Raw genomic sequence first — 20,902 nt, forward strand, 5'->3', positions numbered from 1 at the left:
GGAGGATGCCGAGCTCGGTCCACGGCCCGATGCGGGCCTCGGGCTCGCGCTCCTAGCGTCGAGTCATGATCGAGACAGACCCGTCGGCCACCGCCGCGCTCGCACCCCCGGGGCCCACCTCGCTGGCCGGCGAGCTCGCCGAGGCCGTCGTCGACCACGGGGCGATCGCGGCGAACGTCCGCGCCCTCCGCGCGACCGCCGGCACCCGGCTCATGGCCGTCGTCAAGGCCGACGCGTTCGGGCACGGTGCCGTGCCGGTCGCCCGCACCTGCCTCGCCGCCGGCGCGTCCTGGCTCGGGGTGACCCGCGTCGGCGAGGCGCTCGAGCTGCGTCGGGTCGGCATCACGGCTCCGGTCCTCGCGTGGCTCTTCGAGCCGTCCCGCGCCGAGGAGGCGGTCGCCGCAGACGTGGACCTCTCGGTGAGCAGCCCCGGTGACCTCGCAGCGGTCGCCCGCGGGACGGGACGCCCCCGCCTCCACCTCAAGCTCGACACCGGCCTGCACCGCAGCGGCTGCCCCGGCGAGGACTGGTCCGGGCTCGTGTCGGCCGCCGCGGCACTGGAGTCGGCCGGTCGGGTCCGGGTGGTCGGCCTGTGGTCCCACCTGTCGCACGGCGGCGAGCCGGACGCGGTGGCGACCCACCGCCAGCTGCTCATGTTCCGCGTCGGCGTCGACCTCGCCCGTGTCGCCGGACTGCGCCCCGAGGTCGTCCACCTCGCGAACACCGCTGCAGTGCAGGCAAACTCACGCCACACGGCATACGACCTCGTCCGGGTCGGAGCCGGGATCTACGGGATCGGCGACGGACTGAGCCCAGCGCTGACCCTGCGCACCCGGGTCGTGCAGGTGCGTCGTGTCGCGACGGGTCGCGGGGTCGGCTACGACCACGTCGGCCGCACGACGCGCGACACCCATCTGGCGCTCGTCCCGCTCGGCTACGCCGACGGGCTGCCACGCGCCGCGACGGGCCGGGCGAGCGTGTGGGTCGGCGGGCGACGGGCCCCGCTCATCGGCCGGGTCTGCATGGACCAGGTCGTCGTCGACGTGGGCCCGGAGCCGGTCCCGGTCGGCGCCGAGGTGCTCGTCCTCGGAGCGGGCGAGTGCGGCGAGCCGACCGCCCGCGACTGGGCGCGCTGGGCCGGCACCAACGAGCACGAGATCTACACGGGCATCGGCGCACGCGTCGCGCGCCGACACGTCGGGGGCGCCCACGGCATCGCGGTGCCCGGCGTCGGAACGGAGGAACGATGAGGGTCGCGGTCATCCACGGAGGCACGAGCACCGAGCACGACGTGTCCGTCGCGAGCGGTCAAGGGATCATCGCCGGCCTGCGCAGCGCCGGCCACGACGTCGTTCCCGTCCTCCTCGAGCGGTCGGGCGAGTGGCGGACCGGCGCGGGCTCGGGCGTGCTGCACGCCGCCGAGACGCTGCGAGGCTGCGACGTGGTGGTGCCCGCGCTGCACGGGGTGCTCGGCGAGGACGGAACGGTGCAGGGGTTCCTCGAGATCCTCGGGGTGCCCTACGTCGGCTCGCCCGTCGCGGCGAGCGCCGTGTGCCTGGACAAGCAGCTGACGAAGCTCGTCGTGGCCGCCGCCGGGGTGGCGGTCGCGCCGGGACTGTTCGTCCCCTCGGAGCGGGCGGTCGCCGCAACGCGCTCGGCCGCCGAGCTCCAGCGCCTCGTCGACGACGTGCTCGGGGCCGGGCTGCGCGGCCCGCTGTTCGTCAAGCCGGTGCACGGGGGGTCGAGCGTGGGGGTCACCAGGGTCGACGCGAGCGCCGACGGCGGTCGCCGCCGGACGCCCGGGGCCCCGTCGGGTGCTCTGCCGGGCGCTCTGTCGGGCGCCCTGCCGGGCGGCGGTCTGTCGGACGCCCTGTCGCGGGCGCTCTCGACCGCTCTCGAGCACGGGACGGACGGAGTCCTCGTCGAGGCAGAGGTGGCCGGCCTCGAGGTCGACGTGCCGTTGCTCGAGCTGCCCGACGGGCAGGTGCGGTGCGGGCCCGCCCTGCTCGTCGAGAGCGACCCCGCCGAGCCGTTCTTCACCGAGGCCGCCAAGTACGCCGGGGCCGGGACGAGGTTCACCGTGCCCGCTCCGCTCCCCCCGGAGCAGACGGCGCGCCTCGGTGAGTTGGCGACGACGGCGTACCGGGCGCTCGGGTGTCGCGGTCTCGCCCGTGTCGACTTCCTCGTGGGACCGGACGGGCCGGTGCTCAACGAGGTCAACACCTTCCCCGGTTTCACCCCGGCGTCGCAGTTCCCGCGGATGTGGGCCGCCGCCGGTCTGACCTACCCGGCGCTCGTCGACGTCCTCGTGCGCACCGCCGCCGGCCGGCCGGTCGACGCGCCCCGTGGTGTGGTCGTCGGATGAGCGCGTCGCCGAGCCGGACGTCGATGGGCAGCTCCACGAGCCCGCTGCTGCTCGCCGACCCACGGGTCAGCTCCATCCCCGTCGTCGAGGACGGATCCCCGCTGGTCGACCTCGCGAGCGTCGGGGTGCGGGTCGAGCACCAGCCCCCGCCACCACCACCAGGTCTCGGTCTGCCGGGCTCTGCACCGGACCGGGCGACCGCGCCCCCGCCCGGACCGCACCGGCTGGTCCGACGCACGCTCGCCGACCGTCTCGGCGAGGCCGGGGCCCTGCTCCCCGACGACCTGCACCTGCTCGTCGTCGAGGGACTTCGTCCGCTGGACACCCAGCGGATGATCCACGCCGCGTACCGGGCGCGCCTCGCGACCGAGCAGCCCGGGCTCGACGCTCACGCCCTCGACCGGCTGGCGAGCCGGTTCGTGGCCCCACCGGCCACGGCCCCGCACGTCAGCGGGGCCGCCGTCGACCTGACGCTCTGCGACGACGACGGGCGCCGGCTCGACCTCGGTTGCCCCGTCGACGCGACCCCCGAGGAGAGCGGCGGGGCGTGCTACTTCGACGCCCCGGGTCTCGACGACGAGGCACGCCACCTGCGGCGCGTGCTCGCCTGCGCCCTGGGCCCGGCGGGCCTCGTCAACTACCCGACCGAGTGGTGGCACTGGTCGTTCGGGGACCGCTACTGGGCCCACGTCACGGGCAGTCCGTTCGCGGTCCACGGACCGGTGGCTGCCCCCGACCACGCCTCGGACGCTGCCGCGACGCTCAGCCCTCGAGCTCGGCCCGGCGCAGGGTGACGATGCGCTCGATGACCTCGTCGGGGATCGGCTGCTCGACGCTGAAACGGATCGTGCCCTTGCTCAGGGAGTGCCCCGTCAGGTCGGGCGCGACGGCCTCGACGACAGCGGGGCTGAACGGGAAGACCGACAGGTGCTTGGCCGCCGCCGTGATCCCGAGGAGCGGGCGGCCGGCGAGGCGCAGCGCCGGCATCCCGTAGCTCGTGCCCTCGTCCGCCTCGGGTGCCACGCGACGCGCGACGTCGACGACGTGCTGGAGGGCTGCGCGCTGGGCCGGCTCGAGTCCGCCGAGGTAGTCGCCGATCGTTCCCACCCGGCCATGGTCGCACCACCGTCGCCGCCACGGGCGGGTTCGCCACCCCCGGTCGCCCGGGTATGGGTGGGCGACCCCTCCACGGTCGTCGTCGTGACGACCCTCCACGAAAGGCCACCATGAGCGCTCGCACCCGCACGCGCACGCAGACCTCCACCGTCGTCGTGCTGCTCTGGCTCCTCATCGGCGTCTTCGCCGCCTTCCAGCGCGGCTACTTCGGCTCGTCCGACCCCAGCTGCAGCCGGCTGGCCACGACGGCCGTGACGATCGTCGCCGGACCGCTCAACTACGTCGGGCTCGACCCGCGCATCGGCTGCTCGACGCCTCAGCCCTCGAAGTAGCCGGGAGCCGGCGGGTGGGAGCGGCATACTGGCCGGGTGACCGAGCCCGGCGCTGACGCCACCGTCCCACCCGCCACCTCCACGCCGTCACCGGCTCAGGAGACGCCGCCTGACCGCACGGACGCGGTCACGGCGCCCCCGTCGGCCGCGGAGAGCGTGGAGGACTACTACGCACGCATCGCGGCCGCGGCCGGCGCGGACGGTCGTCTTCCCGTCGCCGTCGAGGAGATGCCCGGCTGGGACATCTACCCCTACGAGATCGAGGGCCTGCGCCTCAAGCCGGTGCAGCCTCCGGCCGACGAGGAGCCGGCCCGGCGGGGCGAGCAGGCCCGCGACTGCTGGTGCGCCGACGGCTTCGGGGACGCCGACGACCGGCTCGTCTGGTCGAACGCCCGCTGGCGCCTCACCCTCTCCGTCGACACCGGCCTGCCGGTGATGCTCATGCTCATGCCGCTCGCGCACCACGACCTGCCCTCCCTGCCGGGCGACCTCGCCGCCGAGATGGGCCAGCTCGTCGTGGCGGTCTCCGACGCCGTCGAGCACGTGCCGAGCGTCGGCCGGGTCCAGCTGGCGAAGTACGGCGACGGCGGCGCGCACCTGCACCTGTTCTTCCTCGGCCGTCCCGCGCGCATGCTCCAGTTCCGCGGGTCACCCCTCATCGACTGGGAGGAGAACCTCCCCCGGGTCCCCCTCGACGTGCTCCGGGCGAACGCGCGCGTCGTCGCCGAGCGGATGGTCGTCCACGTCGGCGGCACGCCCGGGGGCCTCGGCCGCTAGAGCGCTCGCCGCTGGGCGGTACGCCGGCGACCGCCGCGCCGTGCCGGCCCGGGTCGACGGCGCCTCGTGCCTTCCTCAGGCCCGGTTGATCGCGGGTCGCTCGAAGAAGAGGACGGCGACGACGCCGATGAGCAGGACCGCAGCGGGCAGCATCATCGACTCGGCCATCGCATCGGCGAAGCCGCTCGCGACCTGCGCCGGCATCGTCGCCCCGGACCCCTGCAGTCCGCCGAGCTGGCCGGAGATGCCCGGCAGGTCGGCGGCGAGCCGGGCCTCGATGAGGGCCGCGATGGCTGCGCTGCCGAGGACCGCACCGACCTGGCGGGTCGTGTTGTAGACGCCCGACCCGGCACCGGCCGACGACAGCGGCAGGTTGCGGGTGGCGGTCGCGCCGAGCGGGCCCCACATGAAGGCGTTGCCGACTCCCATGAGGGCCATGGGCAGGAGCAGCACCCACGTCTCGGTCTCGGGGTGCATGACGAGGGCGAGCCAGAGCAGCGACAGTGCCGTGAGGCCGATCCCGGCCGCGGTGATGCCGCGCGGGTGGACCCGGTCGGCGAGCCGGCCGGACACGGGGGCCAAGCCACCCGAGATGACGGCCATCGGCGCGAGCAGGAGCGCCGAGGCGGTCGGCGACATCCCGCGCACCGCCTGGGCGTAGAGCATGAGGGGGAAGGCCATCGCCGTGATGGAGAAGCCGATGGTCGTGATCGCGACGTTGGCGAGCGAGAAGTTGCGGTCGTCGAAGAGGCGCAGCGGCAACAGCGGCTCGCGGGTGTTGTGCGCCTGCCACCAGATGAAGACGCCGAGCACGAGCAGGCCGACGCCGATGAGGAGCGGCACGGAGACGAACCCGGAGATGGTCCCCCAGTCGTAGGTCTCGCCCTCCTGGACGCCGAACACGACGAGGAACATCCCGACCGCCGAGAGCGCGACGCCGATCCAGTCGAAGCTGTGGCTGTGCGTCTCGAGCCGCGGCACGAGCCGGGCGGCGAGCGCGAAGGCGACGACACCGACGGGCACGTTGATGAAGAAGATCCACTCCCACCCCGGACCGTCGACGAGCAGGCCGCCGACGACGGGACCCACGAGGATCGCCACGCCGGCCGTGGCACCCCACAGCGCCATGGCCTGACCGCGGGAGGCCGCGGGGAACGTGCGGGTGATGACGGCCATCGTCTGCGGCGTCAGCATCGAGGCGCCGAGTCCCTGCACGACGCGGGCGAGGATGAGCCCGGTGATCGTGCCGGTGAGCCCGCACCACAGGGAAGCGAGCGTGAAGACCGTCAGCCCGACGAGGTAGAGGTTCTTCGGTCCGTAGCGGTCGCCCAGCCGGCCGGTGATGAGCAGCGGCGTGGCGTAGGCGAGCAGGTAGGCGCTCGTGACCCAGATGACGCTGTTGACGTCGGTGTCGAGTCCCCTGAGGATCGCGGGTGTCGCCACCGACACGATGGTGGAGTCGACGAGGATCATGAAGAAGCCGATGACCATCGCCCAGAGGGCCGGCCACGGGTTGTGCCCGTCGGGCACCCCGCCCAGCGGCGCCACGGGGGCGGCCCTGGGCGCCACGACCTCTCCCGTCGCGTCGCGTCCGGTCACGTCGGTGGTGCTGTCCTCACCGGCCACGATGGCCCCCTTCCGCTGCCTGACGCAGCACCTCTGATTGTCCACCCGGGCACCGACAGCCGTCAGGCTCCCGTCGAGGGTCCGTCCGTGGGTCCGTCCGTGGGTCCTTCGAGCGGCCCGGGACGGGCGCCCGACCGGCCCATGACGGCGCGGGCCCGCCTCAGGCGTACGACCAGCGCGTCGCCAGCCACAGCGGGTCGTTGCCGGTGAGCGGCACCATCCGCCAGGTCAGATCGGCGTCGGCGCCGCGCAGCCGCGCCTCGATGCGGAAGCGGTGGGGCGTCTCGACGGCGATGACCTCCGCGCGGAAGGTGTCCTCGTCGACCCAGCCGCCGCTCGAGACGACGGGCAGGGTCGCGCCCGCGGCCACGAGCTCCCCCTCACGCCACAGCCCTCGCCCCACAGGGACGCGCAGCCACTCACCGCGCCGGCTGAGCCCGAGCACGACGTCGGGGCCGTCGCGGGTCACGGAGACGGCGGTGTAGTCGGCCGACAGGTCGGAGCCCTCCGAGCGGGTGAACTCGGCGTACTCCGGACCGAGCGCGTCCCCGGACATCGCGGGGATCTCGAGACCGGCGAGGCGCTCGGTGAGGGCACGGTCGGAGTCGGCGGAACCGCTCCCGCCGATGGCCGGCACGACGTGGGCCCACAGCCCGTCGAGGGTGGACTGCATGCGCGACTGCTCGGCGGTGATCGCCACGACCGTGTCGTGCTCGGGCAGCACGACGAGGAACTGGCCGTAGGCACCGTCGCCGCGGTAGCCGTGGCGCTGCATCCAGAACGAGTAGCCGTAGCCGCGGCGCCAGTCGTCGTCCGCGTCGGGGTCCTCGCTGACCGGTCCGAACCCCCGGGTGGCCTCGGCGACCCACGCCGCGGCCAGCAGCTGGCGCCCCTCCCACCGGCCGCGGTCGAGGTAGAGCTGGGCGATGGAGGCGATGGCCTCGGTGGTCAGGTGCGACCCGGTGAACCCGAGCTCGCGCCCGAGCGGGTCGCGGTGCCAGGGGATGTCGGGCAGCCCGAGGGGCGCGAGCAGCCGCGGTCGCAGCATCTCGGCCAGGCTGACCCCGACGACACGCCGCACGATGACGGCGAGCAGGTAGGTCGCCACCTGGTTGTAGGCGAAGACCGTCCCCGGCTGCCGGGTCGGCCGGGTCGCGAAGACGCGCGGGACCCAGTCGTCGCCGTCGCCGCCCTCGCTGCCGCTCAGCCGGTCGAAGACGTGTGCCCACGCATCCTCCTCGTGCCCGACGGTCATCGAGAGGCAGTGCGTGATCCGCACGTCCTCCCAGCCGTCGGCCACCAGGGCGCGGTCGAGCTCGGGGAAGTGGTCGAGGACCCGGTCGTCGAGCGACAGGCGCCCCTCCTGCACGAGGAAGCCGACGGCCGTGGCCGTCACCGTCTTCGAGAGGGAGTACGCGAGGTGGACGCGGCCGGCGGCATACGGCCTCCACCAGCCCTCCGCGACGACGTGTCCGTGACGCACGACCATGAGGCTGTGCAGCCCGAGGTGGTCACGCTCGGCGGCGTCGACGAACGCGTGGATGCCGGCGGCGTCGACGCCCTGCGCCGACGGGGTGCTGCGGGGAAGGCTCACGAGCGTGAGGCTACGCGTCCGGAGCCCGTAGGTGGGTCGGTGACGGCCCCGAGTCGCGCGCGGTCAGGCGGTGACGTCGAGGGGGGCGTATGCCGCCCCGGCGGCCGCGAGGGCAGCCTGGCCACCGTCGACGGCCGTGAGGATCCACAGGCCGTCCTCGCGGACGGCGACCGAGTGCTCCCAGTGCGCGGCCCGCGTGCCGTCGAGCGTCACCACGGTCCAGTCGTCGGCGAGCACCTTGGTGTCGATGCCGCCGAGGGTGACCATCGGCTCGATGGCACCGGTGAAGCCGTCGACGAGCTTGGGGCCCGTCTCGCGCACCGCGTAGTTCGGGATCTGGGGATCCATGTGCATCTGGATGCCGATGCCGTGGCCGACGTACTCGTCGATGACGCCGTAGGTGCGACCGTCGCGCTCGGCGGCAGCCTCGATGCTCGCCTCGACGGCGTCACCGACGGCGTAGAGACGACCGCCGACCTGCATCGCGGCGATCCCGGCGTAGAGGCTGGCCTCGGTGGCGTCGATGAGGGCGAGGTCCTCGGGACGACCCGCCTCGCGCCCGCCGACGACGGCGGTGAAGGCCGCGTCGCCGTTCCAGCCCTTGACCTCGGCGCCGCAGTCGACCGAGACGATGTCGCCGGCCTCGAGGACGCGCGGACCCGGGATGCCGTGGACGACCTCGTCGTTGACGCTCGTGCACAGCGTGTGGCTGTAGCCGGGGACGAGCTGGAAGTTGGGGATGCCGCCGTTGCTGCGGATGAAGTCCTCCGCGAGGCGGTCCAGCTCGAGCGTCGTCAGGCCCGGACGCAGCTCGCTCGCGAGCAGCTCGAGCGTGCGCCCGACGAGCAGGCCGGCCTCACGCATGAGGCCGAGCTGCTCGTCGGTGCGGCCCTGGAGCCGGTTCCGGCGTCCGAACATCGGTGGTCCTTGTCGGTGACGACACCCGACGACGCCTGACGGCGGCGTCGCTGCGGTGTGCTCAGGCGTGCTGCGGCAGGGCCGCGATGACACGGTCGGTGACGTCGTCGACGGCACCCATGCCGTCGACCTTGACGAGGAGGCCGGCGACCTCGTAGTGCTCCGCGAGGGGCGCAGTCTCCTTGCGGTAGATCGCCTGGCGCTCGCGGATGACGTCCTCGGTGTCGTCGGCGCGACCCTCGGTCTCGGCGCGCTTGAGCAGTCGCTCGACGATGGCGTCCTCGTCGACCTCGAGCTCGAGGACCGCGTCGAGCGCGTGCCCGTGCCGCGACAGCATCTCGTCGAGCGCGTCGACCTGGCCCGCGGTGCGCGGGTAGCCGTCGAGGAGGAAGCCGTGGGCGGCGTCGTCCCAGGTGAGCCGGTCCTCGACGATCTCGTTGGTGATGTCGTCGGAGACGTAGCCGCCGGACGTGATGATCTCGTGGACCTTGACGCCGAGCGGGGTCTGGTCCTTGATGTTGGCGCGGAAGATGTCGCCGGTCGAGATGGCCGGGATGCCGAGGCGCTCGGCGATCCGGGCGGCCTGCGTGCCCTTACCGGCGCCGGGCGGGCCGAGGATGATCAGTCGCATTAACGGAGGAACCCTTCGTAGTGACGCTGCTGCAGCTGCGCCTCGATCTGCTTCACCGTCTCCAGGCCCACACCGACGACGATGAGGATCGAGGTGCCACCGAACGGGAAGTTCTGGTTGGCGCCGACGAGGACGAGGGCCACGAGCGGGATGAGCGAGACGATCGCGAGGTAGATGGCACCCGGCACGGTGATTCGGGTCAGGACGTAGTTGAGGTACTCGGCCGTGGGTCGCCCGGCCCGGATACCCGGGATGAAGCCGCCGTACTTCTTCATGTTGTCCGCGACCTCGGTCGGGTTGAACGTGATGGACACGTAGAAGAACGTGAAGAAGAGGATGAGCGCGACATAGGTCGCCATGTAGAAGGGGTGGTCACCCTTGACGAGGTTCTCCTGCACCCACGAGACCCAGCCCGGGTTGTTGCCGTCGGCGCGGGTGTTGAACTGCGCGACGAGACCCGGCAGGGCGAGCAGGGAGCTGGCGAAGATGACCGGGATGACGCCGGCCATGTTGACCTTGAGCGGGATGTACGTGGACGTGCCGCCGTACATCCGGCGTCCGACCATCCGCTTGGCGTACTGCACCGGGATGCGGCGCTGGGACTGCTCGACGAAGACGACCGCGGCGATGACGAAGACACCGAGGATGAGGATGCCGAGGAAGGTGCCCCAGCCCTTGTTCTCCTTGATGGCCCAGAGCGAGGCGGGGAAGCCGGCGGCGATCGAGGTGAAGATCATGAGGGACATGCCGTTGCCGACGCCCTTGTCGGTGATGAGCTCGCCGAACCACATGATGAGGCCGGTGCCGGCCGTCATCGTCAGGACCATGATGAGGATCGTGACCATCGACTGGTCGGTCATGATCGAGTCGCAGGAGCCGCCGAAGAGGCTGGACGGGTTGCGCGCGAAGGTGACGAGGGTCGCCGACTGGAGGATCGCGAGACCGATCGTCAGGTAGCGGGTGTACTGCGTCAGCTTGCTCTGCCCCGACTGGCCCTCCTCCTTGAGCGCCTCGAAGCGCGGGATGACGACCGTGAGCAGCTGGATGATGATGCTGGCCGTGATGTACGGCATGATCCCGAGCGCGAACACCGACAGCTGCAGCAGCGCACCGCCGCTGAAGAGGTTGGCCAGGTTCAGGAAGCCGCTCTGGTCGCCGCTCTGACCCTTGGTGGCCTGCAGGCAGTCCTGCACGAGGCCGTAGCTGATGCCCGGCGTCGGCACGTGTGATCCGAGCCGGAACAGCACGATGATGCCGAGCGTGAAGAGCAGCTTCTTGCGCAGGTCCGGGGTACGGAACGCGCGTGCGAAGGCGGCGAGCACTGGGTCCTCCTGGGGGGCCGCGCGGTGGCGCGGCGTAAGTCATGCAATCCGTGGAAGGTTAACGCAAAGGCGCAACGCCCCGGGCTCCCACCGCGGTGGCCGACGTCACGTCGGCTCGCGGGTCGGGCGCCCGGGGCGCTGCTCACACGAGATGTGTGGTGTTCACTGAAGCCTGGTCTCAGCCGGCGAGGGCCGTGACCGTGCCGCCGGCGGCCTCGATCTTCTCCTTGGCGGAGGCCGAGAACTTGTGTGCCTCGACCTCGACCTTGACGGAGATCTCGCCCGTGCCGAGGACCTTCACCGGGAAGCCGTCACGGACGGCACCCTTGGCGACGAGGTCGGCGACGGACACCTGACCACCCTCCGGGAAGAGCAGCTGCAGGCGGTCCAGGTTCACGACCTGGTACTCCGTGCGGAACGGGTTCTTGAATCCGCGGAGCTTCGGGAGGCGCATGTGCATCGGCATCGAGCCGCCCTCGAAACGCTCCGGGACCTGGTAACGGGCCTTCGTGCCCTTGGTACCACGACCAGCGGTCTTGCCCTTGGAGCCCTCACCACGACCGACGCGGGTCTTGGCGGTCTTGGCTCCGGGGGCCGGACGCAGGTGGTGGACCTTGAGGGCGGACTCGCCCGACTTCTTGGCGTTGTCGGCCATGGTCAGTCAACCTCCTCGACGGACACGAGGTGCGTGACCGTCTTGACCATCCCGCGGATCTCGGGACGGTCCTCCTTGACGACGACGTCGCCAATGCGCTTCAGACCGAGGCTGCGCAGCGTGTCACGCTGGTTCTGCTTGCCACCGATCTCGGAACGGGTCTGGGTCACCTTGAGACGAGCCATCACGCACCAGCCTTCGCAGCCTGGGCCTCAGCCATACCGGCGGCACGGGCCTTGAGCATGGCCGCCGGAGCGACCTCCTCGAGGGTCTTGCCACGACGGGCAGCGACCGACTCGGGGCGCTCGAGCTCGCGCAGGGCCTGGGCCGTGGCGTGCACGATGTTGATGGCGTTGTCGGAGCCCAGCGACTTGCTGAGGACGTCGTGGACGCCGGCGCACTCGAGCACCGCACGCACCGGGCCACCGGCGATGACACCGGTACCGGGGGCGGCGGGGCGGAGCATGACGACACCAGCGGCGGCCTCACCCTGGACGGGGTGCGGGATGGTGCCCTGGATGCGGGGGACCTTGAAGAAGTTCTTCTTGGCCTCCTCGACACCCTTGGCGATGGCCGCGGGAACTTCCTTGGCCTTGCCGTAGCCGACGCCCACCGTGCCGTCACCGTCACCGACGACGACGAGGGCGGTGAAGCTGAAGCGACGACCACCCTTGACGACCTTGGCGACACGGTTGATGGTCACGACGCGCTCGACGTACTGGTTCTTGTCGTCACGGCTGTCGCGGTTGTCGCGGCCGCCGCGGTTGTCACGGCGGTCTCCGCGCTCGGTGCGCTCGCCGCCACCGGCGGGGCCGGTGCCTCGACGCTGCTGTCCGGGCATCAGATGTTCCTCATCTCAACAATTGCGTTCACGAAGTTGCTCACAGGGACAGACCGCCTTCGCGGGCGCCCTCGGCGATCGCCGCGACACGGCCGTGGTACTTGTTGCCACCACGGTCGAACACGACGGCCTCGATACCGGCGTCCTTGGCACGGGCGGCCACGAGCTCGCCGACCTTCTTGGCCTTGGCCGTCTTGTCACCGTCGAAGGAGCGCAGGTCGGCCTCCATCGTCGAGGCCGAGGCCACGGTCTTGCCGACGGTGTCGTCGACGACCTGGACGAAGAGGTGACGGCTCGAGCGCGACACGACGAGGCGGGGACGCGCCGCGGTGCCGGCGATCTTCTTGCGACCGCGAACCTGGCGACGGATGCGGGCGGCAGCCTTGGACTTACCGCGCTTGATGATCATTGCCATGGCTTACTTACCGGCCTTTCCGACCTTGCGACGGATCTGCTCGCCCGCGTAGCGAACGCCCTTGCCCTTGTACGGGTCGGGCTTGCGCAGCTTGCGGATGTTCGCCGCGACCTCACCGACGAGCTGCTTGTCGATGCCCTGCACCGAGAAGCGAGTCGGGTTCTCGACGGCGAAGCTGATGCCGGCGGGAGCCTGGATGAGGATCGGGTGCGAGTATCCGAGCGAGAACTCGAGGTCCGAGCCCTTCGCGGCGACACGGTAACCCGTGCCGTGGATCTCCATCTTCTTCTCGTAGCCCTCGGTGACACCGAGGACCATGTTGTTGATGAGCGACCGGGTCAGGCCGTGGCGCGAGCGCGAGTCGCGCTCGTCGTTGGGGCGCTTGACCTCGAGGTTGCCCTCGCCCAGCTCGACCGTGATCGGCTGCACGACGGTCAGGGAGAGCTCACCCTTGGGGCCCTTGACGATGACGTCCTGGCCCTCGACCTTGACGTCCACACCCGAGGGGATGGAGACCGGAAGTCGTCCGATTCGCGACATGTCAGTGTCTCCTTACCAGACGTAGGCGAGGACTTCCCCACCCACGCCCTTCTCGTGTGCCTGGCGGTCGGTCAGCAGACCGTTCGACGTCGACAGGATCGCGACGCCGAGGCCACCGAGAACCTTGGGCAGGTTCGTCGACTTGGCGTAGACGCGCAGACCGGGCTTGCTCACGCGACGCACGCCGGCGATGGAGCGCTCGCGGTTCGGGCCGTACTTGAGGTCGATGGTCAGGGTCTGGCCGACCTCGGCCTCCTCGATCTTCCACGAGGCGATGTAGCCCTCGCTCTGGAGGATCTCGGCGATGTTCTTCTTCAGCTTCGAGTACGGCATGGAGACGACGTCGTGGTGCGCCGAGTTGGCGTTCCGGACGCGGGTCAGCATGTCCGCAATCGGGTCAGTCATGGTCATGTGGGCTCTCCGCCCTTCCTCACCGGGGTTTCGACCGGGGCTATCTGCCCGGCGACGGCTGGGCCGTCGTGTGGCCGACCTACGGTGTCAGAGGTGTGTTGGTCTTGGGGTTGCTCTGGGCTCGGGGAGCCGATTACCAGGAGCTCTTGGTCACGCCCGGCAGCTCGCCCGCGTGAGCCATCTCGCGAAGGCAGATGCGGCAGAGGCCGAACTTGCGGTACACCGAGTGCGGGCGACCGCACTTCTGGCAACGGGTGTACGCGCGGACCTTGAACTTCGGCTTCCGGTTCGCCTTGTTAACGAGCGCGGTCTTGGCCATGTCAGTTCTCCTTGAAGGGGAAGCCGAGCTGCTTGAGCAGCGCGCGACCCTCGTCATCGTTGGTCGCCGTGGTGACCACGGTGATGTCCATGCCTCGCACGCGGTCGATCCGGTCCTGGTCGATCTCGTGGAACATCGACTGCTCGGTCAGGCCGAACGTGTAGTTGCCGTTGCCGTCGAACTGCTTCGGCGAGAGGCCACGGAAGTCACGGATGCGCGGGAGGGCGATCGTCACGAGACGGTCGAGGAACTCCCACATGCGGTCACCGCGAAGCGTCGTGTGGGCGCCGATGGGCATGCCCTCACGCAGCTTGAACTGGGCGATCGACTTGCGAGCCTTCGTCACGACCGGCTTCTGACCGGTGATGGCGGTGAGGTCACGGACGGCACCCTCGATGAGCTTGCTGTCCTTGGCCGCGTCGCCGACACCCATGTTGACGACGACCTTGACGACGCCGGGAACCTGCATGACGTTGGCGTAGCCGAACTGCTCGAGCATCGAGCTCTTGATCTCGTCCTGGTAGCGCTGCTGAAGGCGCGGCTTGGTGCTGGTGTCAGTCATTCTCAGAGGTCCTTGTCCGACTTGACCGCGACACGGACGCGGGACGCCTTCTGACGGCCATTGCGCTCGACGGTCTCGACACGCGTCTTGACGCGGGTCGGCTTCTTCGACTCGGGGTCGACGATCGCCACGTTGCTCACGTGGATCGCGGCCTCGGTGTGCGTCAGGCCACCGGTGCGGGTGCCACGGGCGGTCGCGCCGGCCTTGACGTGCTTGGTGACGCGGTTGATGCCCTCGACCAGCACACGCTGGGTCTCGGGGTAGACCGCGATGACCTTGCCCTGCTTGCCCCGGTCGCCGCCGTTCCTCTGGCTGCGGCCGGAGATGACCTGGACGAGGTCACCCTTCTTGATCTTCATCTTGCTGATGGTGGTCTTCGCCATGTTCACAGCACCTCCGGCGCGAGCGAGATGATCTTCATGAACTTCTTCTCGCGCAGCTCACGGCCCACCGGGCCGAAGATGCGGGTACCACGAGGGTCACCGTCGGCCTTGAGGATCACCGCAGCGTTCTCGTCGAACTTGATGTAGGAACCGTCGGCGCGGCGACGCTCCTTGACGGTGCGGACGATGACGGCCTTGACGACGTCACCCTTCTTCACGTTGCCGCCAGGGATCGCGTCCTTGACGGTGGCGACGATGGTGTCGCCGATGCCGGCGTAGCGACGGCCCGAGCCGCCGAGAACACGGATGCAAAGGATTTCCTTGGCACCGGTGTTGTCGGCGACGCGCAGCCGCGACTCCTGCTGAATCACTGTCTAACTCCTGTCGTCGTGCTGGTTCTCACCGGTTGCCCGGATGAGCCTTGCCGAACGGAAATGGGGGGTGGCTTACTTGGCCTTCTCGAGGATCTCGACAATGCGCCAGTGCTTCGTCGCGGAGAGCGGACGCGTCTCCATGATGAGCACGCGGTCGCCCACGCCGGCCTCGTTCTGCTCGTCGTGCGCCTTGACCTTGCTGGTGCGGCGGATGACCTTGCTGTAGAGCGCGTGCTTGACGCGGTCCTCGACCTCGACGACGACGGTCTTGTCCATCTTGTCGCTCACCACGTAGCCCTGACGGGTCTTGCGGTAGTTGCGCTCACTCGCCTGGTCGCTCACGACCTTCTCCTGCTCGCTCATGCGTCAGCCTCCTGCGCCTTGTCAGCCTTCTTGGCCTTCTTCTCGGCCTTGTCAGCCTTCTCGGGCTTGTCAGCCTTCTCGGCCTTCTTGTCGGCCTTGGCAGCCTTCTTCTCGACCTTCTCGGCCTTCTCGGCCTTCTCCGGCGCCTTGGGGGCGGCGGGGGCCGAGCCGATGCCGAGCTCGCGCTCACGCATCTCGGTGTAGATGCGCGCGATGTCCTTCTTGACGGCGCGCAGACGGCCGTGGTTGTCCAGCTGGCCGGTGGCCGACTGGAAACGCAGGTTGAACAGTTCTTCCTTGGCCTTCTTCAGCTCGTCCGCCAGCTTCGTGTCGTCCAGACCACGCAGCTGCTCGGGAGCCAGGTCCTTGGTTCCGACTGCCATCAGATGTCACCACCCTCACGCTGAACGAAGCGGCACTTCATGGGGAGCTTGTGCATCGCGAGGCGCATGGCCTCACGCGCCACCGGCTCCGCCACGCCCGAGATCTCGAACATGACGCGGCCCGGCTTGACGTTGGCGATCCACCACTCCGGCGAACCCTTACCGGAACCCATGCGGGTCTCGGCGGGCTTCTTGGTGAGCGGACGGTCGGGGTAGATGTTGATCCACACCTTGCCGCCACGCTTCATGTAGCGGGTCATCGCGATACGAGCGGACTCGATCTGACGGTTGGTCACGTAGGCCGGCTCGAGAGCCTGGATGCCGTAGTCACCGAAGGCGATCGTCGTGCCACCCTTGGCCGCACCGTGGCGGTTCGGGTGGTGCTGCTTGCGGTGCTTGACTCGACGGGGAATCAACATGGTCAGGCCTGCTCATTCTCGGTGCTGGCCGCGGCGGGGGCCTCGGCAGCAGCGGTCTCGTTCACTGCCGGAGCAGCGGCGGTCTCGTTGCGGTCACCACGACGGGCGCGGTTCGGACGGTCACCGCCGTCACGACGCGGACCACGCGACGGGCGCGGAGCGGCGGCCTGCTGGGCAGCGAGCTCCTTGGCCGTCATGTCGCCCTTGTAGATCCACACCTTGACGCCGATGCGGCCGAACGTGGTGCGGGCCTCGTAGAAGCCGTAGTCGATCTGCGCACGCAGGGTGTGCAGCGGGACGCGGCCCTCGCGGTAGAACTCGGTGCGGCTCATCTCGGCGCCGTTGAGACGGCCGGAGACCTGCACGCGGATGCCCTTGGCGCCGGCGCGCTGGGCGGACTGCATGCCCTTGCGCATGGCGCGACGGAACGCGACACGGGCCGAGAGCTGCTCGGCGATGCCCTGGGCGACCAGCTGCGACACGATCTCGGGGTTCTTGACCTCGAGGATGTTGAGCTGGACCTGCTTGCCCGTGAGCTTCTCGAGCTCACCGCGGATGCGGTCGGCCTCGGCGCCGCGGCGACCGATGACGATGCCGGGGCGGGCGGTGTGGATGTCCACGCGGACGCGGTCACGGGTGCGCTCGATCTCGACCGATGCGATGCCGGCGCGCTCCATGCCCTTCTCCATCAGGCGACGGATCGAGACATCTTCCTTGACGTAGTCGCGGTAGCGCTGACCCGACTTCGTCGAGTCTGCGAACCAGCGGCTCTTGTGGTCGGTGGTGATGCCCAGACGGAAGCCGTGCGGGTTGACCTTCTGACCCATCAGCGGGCTCCCTTCGTGTTCTCCGGCTGCGTGACGACCACGGTGATGTGGCTCGTGCGCTTGTTGATGCGACCGGCGCGGCCCTGGGCGCGCGGCCGGAATCGCTTCATCGTCGGGCCCTCGTCCACGAACGCGGCCGTGATGACGAGGTTGCGCTCGTCGAAGGCGACCGACTCGCGGTCAGCCTTGACCCGCGCGTTGGCGATGGCGCTCTCGAGCACCTTCTTGACCGGCTCGGAGGCCGACTGCGGGGCGAAGGTGAGCACCGTGACGGCGTCGGTGGCGGCCTTGCCGCGGATCAGGTCCACGACACGGCGAGCCTTCTGCGGGCTGACACGGACGTGCCGCGCCGAAGCCTTGGCTTCCATGACTTCTTCCTTGGATTCGGTGGCCATCAGCGACGACGACCCTTCTTGTCGTCCTTCACGTGACCCTTGAACGTGCGGGTCGGTGCGAACTCGCCGAGCTTGTGGCCGACCATCGACTCGGTGACGAACACCGGGACGTGCTTGCGGCCGTCGTGGACGGCGAAAGTGTGGCTCAGCATGTCCGGGCTGATGACCGAACGACGCGACCAGGTCTTGATGACGTTCTTGGTGCCCGCTTCGTTCTGGGCGTCCACCTTCTTCTGAAGGTGGTCGTCGATGAAGGGGCCCTTCTTCAGGCTACGAGGCATTCCAAAGGCTCCTTATCAGCGCTTCTTGCCAGTACGGCGGCGACGAACGATGAGCTTGTCGCTTTCCTTGTGTCCCTTGCGGGTCCGGCCCTCGGCCTGACCCCACGGGCTGACGGGGTGACGTCCACCGGACGTCTTGCCCTCACCACCACCGTGCGGGTGGTCGACCGGGTTCATGGCGACACCACGGACGGTCGGGCGCTTGCCCTTCCAGCGCATGCGGCCGGCCTTGCCCCAGTTGATGTTGCTCTGCTCGGCGTTGCCCACCTCGCCGACGGTCGCGCGGCAGCGCGCGTCGACGTTGCGGATCTCACCGGACGGCATACGCAGCTGGGCGTAGGGGCCGTCCTTGGCGACGAGCTGCACGCGAGCACCCGCGGAGCGGGCGATCTTCGCGCCACCACCGGGCTTGAGCTCGATCGCGTGGACGACCGTACCCACCGGGATGTTGCGCAGCGGAAGCGAGTTGCCCGGCTTGATGTCGGCCGCGGGGCCGTTCTCGATCGGGTCGCCCTGCTTCAGCTTGTTCGGAGCCAGGATGTAGCGCTTCTCGCCGTCGGAGTACTGGACGAGCGCGATGCGCGCCGTGCGGTTGGGGTCGTACTCGATGTGAGCGACCTTGGCCGGCACGCCGTCCTTGTCATGGCGACGGAAGTCGATGACGCGGTAGGCACGCTTGTGGCCACCACCGATGTGACGCGTGGTGATGCGGCCAGCGTTGTTGCGGCCACCCGTCTTCGACAGGGGGCGGACGAGCGACTTCTCCGGGGTGGAACGCGTGATCTCGACGAAGTCGGCGACCGACGAGCCACGACGGCCCGGCGTGGTCGGCTTGTACTTACGGATACCCATGTTCGTGTGTCCTTATTCTTCGTCGATCTCAGGCGCCCGCACCGAAGATGTCGATCGTTCCCTCGCGGAGGGAGACGATCGCACGCTTGGTGTCCTTGCGCTTGCCGAGGCCGAAACGGGTGCGACGGGTCTTGCCCTGACGGTTCAGGGTGTGGACCTTGTCGACCTTGACGTTGAAGATCTGCTCGATGGCGATCTTGATCTCCGTCTTGTTCGCACGGGGGTCGACGATGAAGGTGTACTTGCCCTCGTCGAGCAGACCGTACGACTTCTCGGAGACGACCGGCGCGATCAGGATGTCGCGGGGGTCCTTGGTGTGGATGCTCACTTGGTGGCCTCCTTGTCGGCCTTGTCAGCCTTCACGGGACCGGCGACGAACGCGTCGAGGGCGGCCTGGGTGAAGACGATGTCGTCGGCGCACAGGACGTCGTACGTGTTGAGCTGGTCGGCGACCAGGACGTGGACGTTCTGCAGGTTGCGGACCGACTTGAACGCCACCTCGTCACCGCGCTCGAGCACGACGAGCAGGTTGGGGCGCTCGGTCAGACCGGCGAGCAGCGCGGCGGCGTCCTTCGCCGAGGGCAGGTCGCCCGAGACGATGGAGTCGACGACGTGGATGCGGTCGAAGCGGGCCCGGTCGGAGAGGGCACCGCGCAGGGCGGCGGCCTTCATCTTCTTGGGGGTGCGCTGCGAGTAGTCACGCGGCTGCGGGCCGTGGACGACGCCACCGCCGGCGAACTGCGGGGCGCGGGTCGAGCCCTGACGGGCGCGACCGGTGCCCTTCTGGCGGTAGGGCTTGCGCCCACCGCCGCGGACCTCGCCGCGGGTCTTCGTCGAGTGCGTGCCCTGACGAGCGGCCGCGAGCTGCGCCACCACGACCTGGTGGATCAGCGGGACGTTGGTCTGGACGTCGAAGATGTCAGCGGGAAGCGTGGGGGTCTTCGTGGCCATGTGGATCATGCACCCTTCGCAGCCGTGCGGATCAGGACGATGCCACCGCGGGGGCCGGGAACGGCACCCTTGATGAGCAGGAGGCCCTTCTCGGCGTCAACGGCGTGGATCTGGAGGTTCTGGGTCGTCTGGCGAACGCCACCCATGCGACCAGCCATGCGCATGCCCTTGAAGACACGGCCCGGGGTCGAGCAGCCGCCGATGGAGCCCGGCTTGCGGTGGTTGCGGTGCGAACCGTGGGAGGAGCTGACGCCGTGGAAGCCGTGACGCTTCATGACACCGGCGAAGCCCTTGCCCTTGGTCGTGCCCGTCGCGTCGACGCGCTGGCCGGCCTCGAAGGACTCGGCCGTGATCTCCTGGCCGAGCTCGTAGGCGGCGGCGTCGGCCGTGCGGAGCTCGACGAGGTGACGGCGCGGCGTGACGCCGGCCTTCTCGAAGTGGCCGCTCATGGGCTTGTTCACCTTGCGCGGGTCGATCGCACCGAAGGCGATCTGGACCGCGGAGTAGCCGTCGGTCTCGTCGGCACGCACCTGCGTCACGACGCAGGGGCCGGCCTTGACCACGGTCACGGGGACGAGCTTGTTGTCTGCGTCCCACACCTGGGTCATGCCGAGCTTCTCGCCGAGCACGCCCTTGACGTTCTTCTGAGCAACAGTCATCTCTACAACCGCCTCAGAGCTTGATCTCGATGTTGACGTCCGCCGGCAGGTCGAGACGCATCAGCGAGTCGACGGCCTTGGGCGTCGGGTCGATGATGTCGATGAGGCGCTTGTGCGTGCGCATCTCGAAGTGCTCGCGGCTGTCCTTGTACTTGTGCGGCGACCGGATGACGACGAAGACGTTCTTCTCCGTCGGCAGCGGGACGGGTCCCACCACGGTCGCGCCGGCGCGCGTCACTGTGTCAACGATCTTCCGCGCCGAGTTGTCGATGACCTCGTGGTCGTACGACTTCAGCCGGATGCGGATCTTCTGTCCCGCCATCTGATGAACGTCTCTCTCTCGCTTCTGACTACCGGTTCCCTTGGCCATCCGACCCCCGAGGTCGGGCGTGTCGCGCCCGCTTCGCGGTGAAAGGTGCGCACCTGAGTGCCACTTTCGTGTGGATTGCCCGGCCGAACCGGGTAACTTGCGCTTCCCTCGGGCCTCCGAGAGGAGTCCGGGCGAGTCCCCGTCAGGAGGCTCTCAAGGGGCGGCGGCACCGACATGGGTCAGCGACGCGCGTCAAGCAACCTGAACAGTGTGCCAGAGCG

At 69.7% G+C, this 20,902-nt stretch carries 32 protein-coding genes; 5 read left to right on the forward strand and 27 right to left on the reverse strand.

Going from position 1 to position 20,902, the window contains the following annotated elements; genetic code table 11:
- Positions 1-65 precede the first annotated feature (65 nt).
- From alr to ASE25_RS00745, 3 genes are read left to right on the forward strand one after another with little or no spacing between them, the layout of a single operon-like run.
- Positions 66-1,250, forward strand: coding sequence for an alanine racemase (gene alr, locus ASE25_RS00735; RefSeq protein WP_082622623.1), 1,185 nt, complete (start codon positions 66-68; stop codon positions 1,248-1,250).
- Positions 1,247-2,365, forward strand: a complete 1,119-nt coding sequence (locus tag ASE25_RS00740; RefSeq protein ID WP_056822072.1) for a hypothetical protein — start codon at positions 1,247-1,249, stop codon at positions 2,363-2,365. Before alr ends, ASE25_RS00740 begins: the two co-directional genes overlap by 4 nt.
- The gene (locus ASE25_RS00745; protein ID WP_200958935.1) at positions 2,362-3,159 is read left to right on the forward strand and encodes a M15 family metallopeptidase; all 798 of its coding nucleotides are present in this window, start codon (positions 2,362-2,364) and stop codon (positions 3,157-3,159) included. The genes ASE25_RS00740 and ASE25_RS00745 overlap by 4 nt, the downstream gene beginning before the upstream one ends.
- On the opposite strand, the gene ASE25_RS00750 is transcribed toward ASE25_RS00745, so the two are convergent.
- Positions 3,128-3,472: an iron chaperone gene (locus tag ASE25_RS00750; RefSeq protein ID WP_056822074.1), complete on the reverse strand. Its 345-nt coding sequence runs from the start codon at positions 3,470-3,472 to the stop codon at positions 3,128-3,130. The two genes, ASE25_RS00745 and ASE25_RS00750, sit on opposite strands and share 32 nt — an antisense overlap.
- A 119-nt stretch (positions 3,473-3,591) precedes the next feature.
- On the opposite strand from ASE25_RS00750, the gene ASE25_RS00755 reads away from it, so the two are divergent.
- Both ASE25_RS00755 and ASE25_RS00760 read left to right on the forward strand, forming a co-directional pair.
- Positions 3,592-3,813, forward strand: coding sequence for a hypothetical protein (locus ASE25_RS00755; protein ID WP_056822077.1), 222 nt, complete (start codon positions 3,592-3,594; stop codon positions 3,811-3,813).
- Positions 3,814-3,849: 36 nt separating this feature from the next.
- A complete protein-coding gene (locus tag ASE25_RS00760; protein ID WP_056771065.1) occupies positions 3,850-4,590 on the forward strand; it encodes a hypothetical protein in 741 nt (246 codons plus the stop codon).
- Between the two features lie 75 nt (positions 4,591-4,665).
- On the opposite strand, the gene ASE25_RS00765 is transcribed toward ASE25_RS00760, so the two are convergent.
- The 26 genes from ASE25_RS00765 to rpsJ all read right to left on the reverse strand — a co-directional run bounded on the left by ASE25_RS00765 (position 4,666) and on the right by rpsJ (position 20,633).
- Positions 4,666-6,081, reverse strand: coding sequence for a DHA2 family efflux MFS transporter permease subunit (locus tag ASE25_RS00765; protein ID WP_235508557.1), 1,416 nt, complete (start codon positions 6,079-6,081; stop codon positions 4,666-4,668).
- Positions 6,082-6,376: 295 nt separating this feature from the next.
- Positions 6,377-7,810, reverse strand: coding sequence for a serine hydrolase domain-containing protein (locus ASE25_RS00770; protein WP_056822079.1), 1,434 nt, complete (start codon positions 7,808-7,810; stop codon positions 6,377-6,379).
- 63 nt (positions 7,811-7,873) lie between these two features.
- Positions 7,874-8,728 carry a type I methionyl aminopeptidase gene (map, locus tag ASE25_RS00775; protein WP_056822081.1) on the reverse strand — a complete coding sequence of 285 codons (855 nt, stop codon included), beginning with the start codon at positions 8,726-8,728 and terminating at the stop codon, positions 7,874-7,876.
- 61 nt (positions 8,729-8,789) lie between these two features.
- Positions 8,790-9,359, reverse strand: a complete 570-nt coding sequence (locus tag ASE25_RS00780) for an adenylate kinase (RefSeq protein ID WP_056771072.1) — start codon at positions 9,357-9,359, stop codon at positions 8,790-8,792.
- Positions 9,359-10,681, reverse strand: coding sequence for a preprotein translocase subunit SecY (secY, locus tag ASE25_RS00785; protein WP_056771074.1), 1,323 nt, complete (start codon positions 10,679-10,681; stop codon positions 9,359-9,361). Before secY ends, ASE25_RS00780 begins: the two co-directional genes overlap by 1 nt.
- A gap of 178 nt (positions 10,682-10,859) precedes the next feature.
- Positions 10,860-11,336 carry a 50S ribosomal protein L15 gene (gene rplO, locus ASE25_RS00790; protein ID WP_020143225.1) on the reverse strand — a complete coding sequence of 159 codons (477 nt, stop codon included), beginning with the start codon at positions 11,334-11,336 and terminating at the stop codon, positions 10,860-10,862.
- A 2-nt stretch (positions 11,337-11,338) separates the two neighbouring features.
- Positions 11,339-11,521 (reverse strand): 50S ribosomal protein L30, encoded by a 183-nt coding sequence (gene rpmD, locus ASE25_RS00795; RefSeq protein WP_020143226.1) that lies wholly within the window; start codon positions 11,519-11,521, stop codon positions 11,339-11,341.
- A complete protein-coding gene (rpsE, locus tag ASE25_RS00800; RefSeq protein WP_020143227.1) occupies positions 11,521-12,177 on the reverse strand; it encodes a 30S ribosomal protein S5 in 657 nt (218 codons plus the stop codon). The genes rpmD and rpsE overlap by 1 nt, the downstream gene beginning before the upstream one ends.
- A 40-nt stretch (positions 12,178-12,217) precedes the next feature.
- Positions 12,218-12,592 carry a 50S ribosomal protein L18 gene (gene rplR, locus ASE25_RS00805; RefSeq protein WP_056752819.1) on the reverse strand — a complete coding sequence of 125 codons (375 nt, stop codon included), beginning with the start codon at positions 12,590-12,592 and terminating at the stop codon, positions 12,218-12,220.
- Positions 12,593-12,595: 3 nt separating this feature from the next.
- Complete coding sequence (gene rplF / locus ASE25_RS00810) at positions 12,596-13,132, reverse strand: 50S ribosomal protein L6 (protein ID WP_028785452.1); 537 nt, start codon at positions 13,130-13,132, stop codon at positions 12,596-12,598.
- Positions 13,133-13,144: 12 nt separating this feature from the next.
- Complete coding sequence (gene rpsH, locus ASE25_RS00815) at positions 13,145-13,543, reverse strand: 30S ribosomal protein S8 (protein WP_020143230.1); 399 nt, start codon at positions 13,541-13,543, stop codon at positions 13,145-13,147.
- A 133-nt stretch (positions 13,544-13,676) separates the two neighbouring features.
- Positions 13,677-13,862 carry a type Z 30S ribosomal protein S14 gene (locus ASE25_RS00820; protein WP_020143231.1) on the reverse strand — a complete coding sequence of 62 codons (186 nt, stop codon included), beginning with the start codon at positions 13,860-13,862 and terminating at the stop codon, positions 13,677-13,679.
- Between the two features lies 1 nt (position 13,863).
- Entirely contained in the window at positions 13,864-14,424 is a 561-nt protein-coding gene (rplE, locus tag ASE25_RS00825; protein WP_056752812.1) for a 50S ribosomal protein L5, read from the reverse strand.
- A gap of 2 nt (positions 14,425-14,426) precedes the next feature.
- Positions 14,427-14,807 carry a 50S ribosomal protein L24 gene (rplX, locus tag ASE25_RS00830; protein ID WP_056822083.1) on the reverse strand — a complete coding sequence of 127 codons (381 nt, stop codon included), beginning with the start codon at positions 14,805-14,807 and terminating at the stop codon, positions 14,427-14,429.
- A 2-nt stretch (positions 14,808-14,809) separates the two neighbouring features.
- A complete protein-coding gene (gene rplN / locus ASE25_RS00835) occupies positions 14,810-15,178 on the reverse strand; it encodes a 50S ribosomal protein L14 (RefSeq protein WP_020143234.1) in 369 nt (122 codons plus the stop codon).
- Between the two features lie 75 nt (positions 15,179-15,253).
- Positions 15,254-15,544, reverse strand: a complete 291-nt coding sequence (gene rpsQ / locus ASE25_RS00840) for a 30S ribosomal protein S17 (RefSeq protein ID WP_020143235.1) — start codon at positions 15,542-15,544, stop codon at positions 15,254-15,256.
- A complete protein-coding gene (gene rpmC / locus ASE25_RS00845; RefSeq protein WP_056822085.1) occupies positions 15,541-15,927 on the reverse strand; it encodes a 50S ribosomal protein L29 in 387 nt (128 codons plus the stop codon). The genes rpsQ and rpmC overlap by 4 nt, the downstream gene beginning before the upstream one ends.
- Positions 15,927-16,346, reverse strand: a complete 420-nt coding sequence (gene rplP / locus ASE25_RS00850) for a 50S ribosomal protein L16 (RefSeq protein WP_020143237.1) — start codon at positions 16,344-16,346, stop codon at positions 15,927-15,929. The genes rpmC and rplP overlap by 1 nt, the downstream gene beginning before the upstream one ends.
- A gap of 2 nt (positions 16,347-16,348) precedes the next feature.
- A complete protein-coding gene (rpsC, locus tag ASE25_RS00855; protein ID WP_020143238.1) occupies positions 16,349-17,173 on the reverse strand; it encodes a 30S ribosomal protein S3 in 825 nt (274 codons plus the stop codon).
- Complete coding sequence (rplV, locus tag ASE25_RS00860) at positions 17,173-17,541, reverse strand: 50S ribosomal protein L22 (RefSeq protein ID WP_020143239.1); 369 nt, start codon at positions 17,539-17,541, stop codon at positions 17,173-17,175. The genes rpsC and rplV overlap by 1 nt, the downstream gene beginning before the upstream one ends.
- A gap of 26 nt (positions 17,542-17,567) precedes the next feature.
- On the reverse strand, positions 17,568-17,849 hold the full coding sequence (rpsS, locus tag ASE25_RS00865) for a 30S ribosomal protein S19 (protein WP_020143240.1): 282 nt from the start codon (positions 17,847-17,849) through the stop codon (positions 17,568-17,570).
- A gap of 15 nt (positions 17,850-17,864) precedes the next feature.
- A complete protein-coding gene (gene rplB / locus ASE25_RS00870) occupies positions 17,865-18,701 on the reverse strand; it encodes a 50S ribosomal protein L2 (protein WP_020143241.1) in 837 nt (278 codons plus the stop codon).
- Between the two features lie 28 nt (positions 18,702-18,729).
- Positions 18,730-19,029 (reverse strand): 50S ribosomal protein L23, encoded by a 300-nt coding sequence (gene rplW, locus ASE25_RS00875; protein ID WP_056771080.1) that lies wholly within the window; start codon positions 19,027-19,029, stop codon positions 18,730-18,732.
- The gene (gene rplD, locus ASE25_RS00880) at positions 19,026-19,661 is read right to left on the reverse strand and encodes a 50S ribosomal protein L4 (RefSeq protein WP_056752799.1); all 636 of its coding nucleotides are present in this window, start codon (positions 19,659-19,661) and stop codon (positions 19,026-19,028) included. Before rplD ends, rplW begins: the two co-directional genes overlap by 4 nt.
- Positions 19,658-20,311 carry a 50S ribosomal protein L3 gene (gene rplC / locus ASE25_RS00885; RefSeq protein ID WP_056822086.1) on the reverse strand — a complete coding sequence of 218 codons (654 nt, stop codon included), beginning with the start codon at positions 20,309-20,311 and terminating at the stop codon, positions 19,658-19,660. The genes rplD and rplC overlap by 4 nt, the downstream gene beginning before the upstream one ends.
- A 13-nt stretch (positions 20,312-20,324) precedes the next feature.
- Positions 20,325-20,633: a 30S ribosomal protein S10 gene (rpsJ, locus tag ASE25_RS00890; RefSeq protein ID WP_009775966.1), complete on the reverse strand. Its 309-nt coding sequence runs from the start codon at positions 20,631-20,633 to the stop codon at positions 20,325-20,327.
- Between the last annotated feature and the right edge of the window lie 269 nt (positions 20,634-20,902).

Source organism: Terrabacter sp. Root85, assembly GCF_001429185.1.
Lineage (GTDB): Bacteria > Actinomycetota > Actinomycetes > Actinomycetales > Dermatophilaceae > Terrabacter.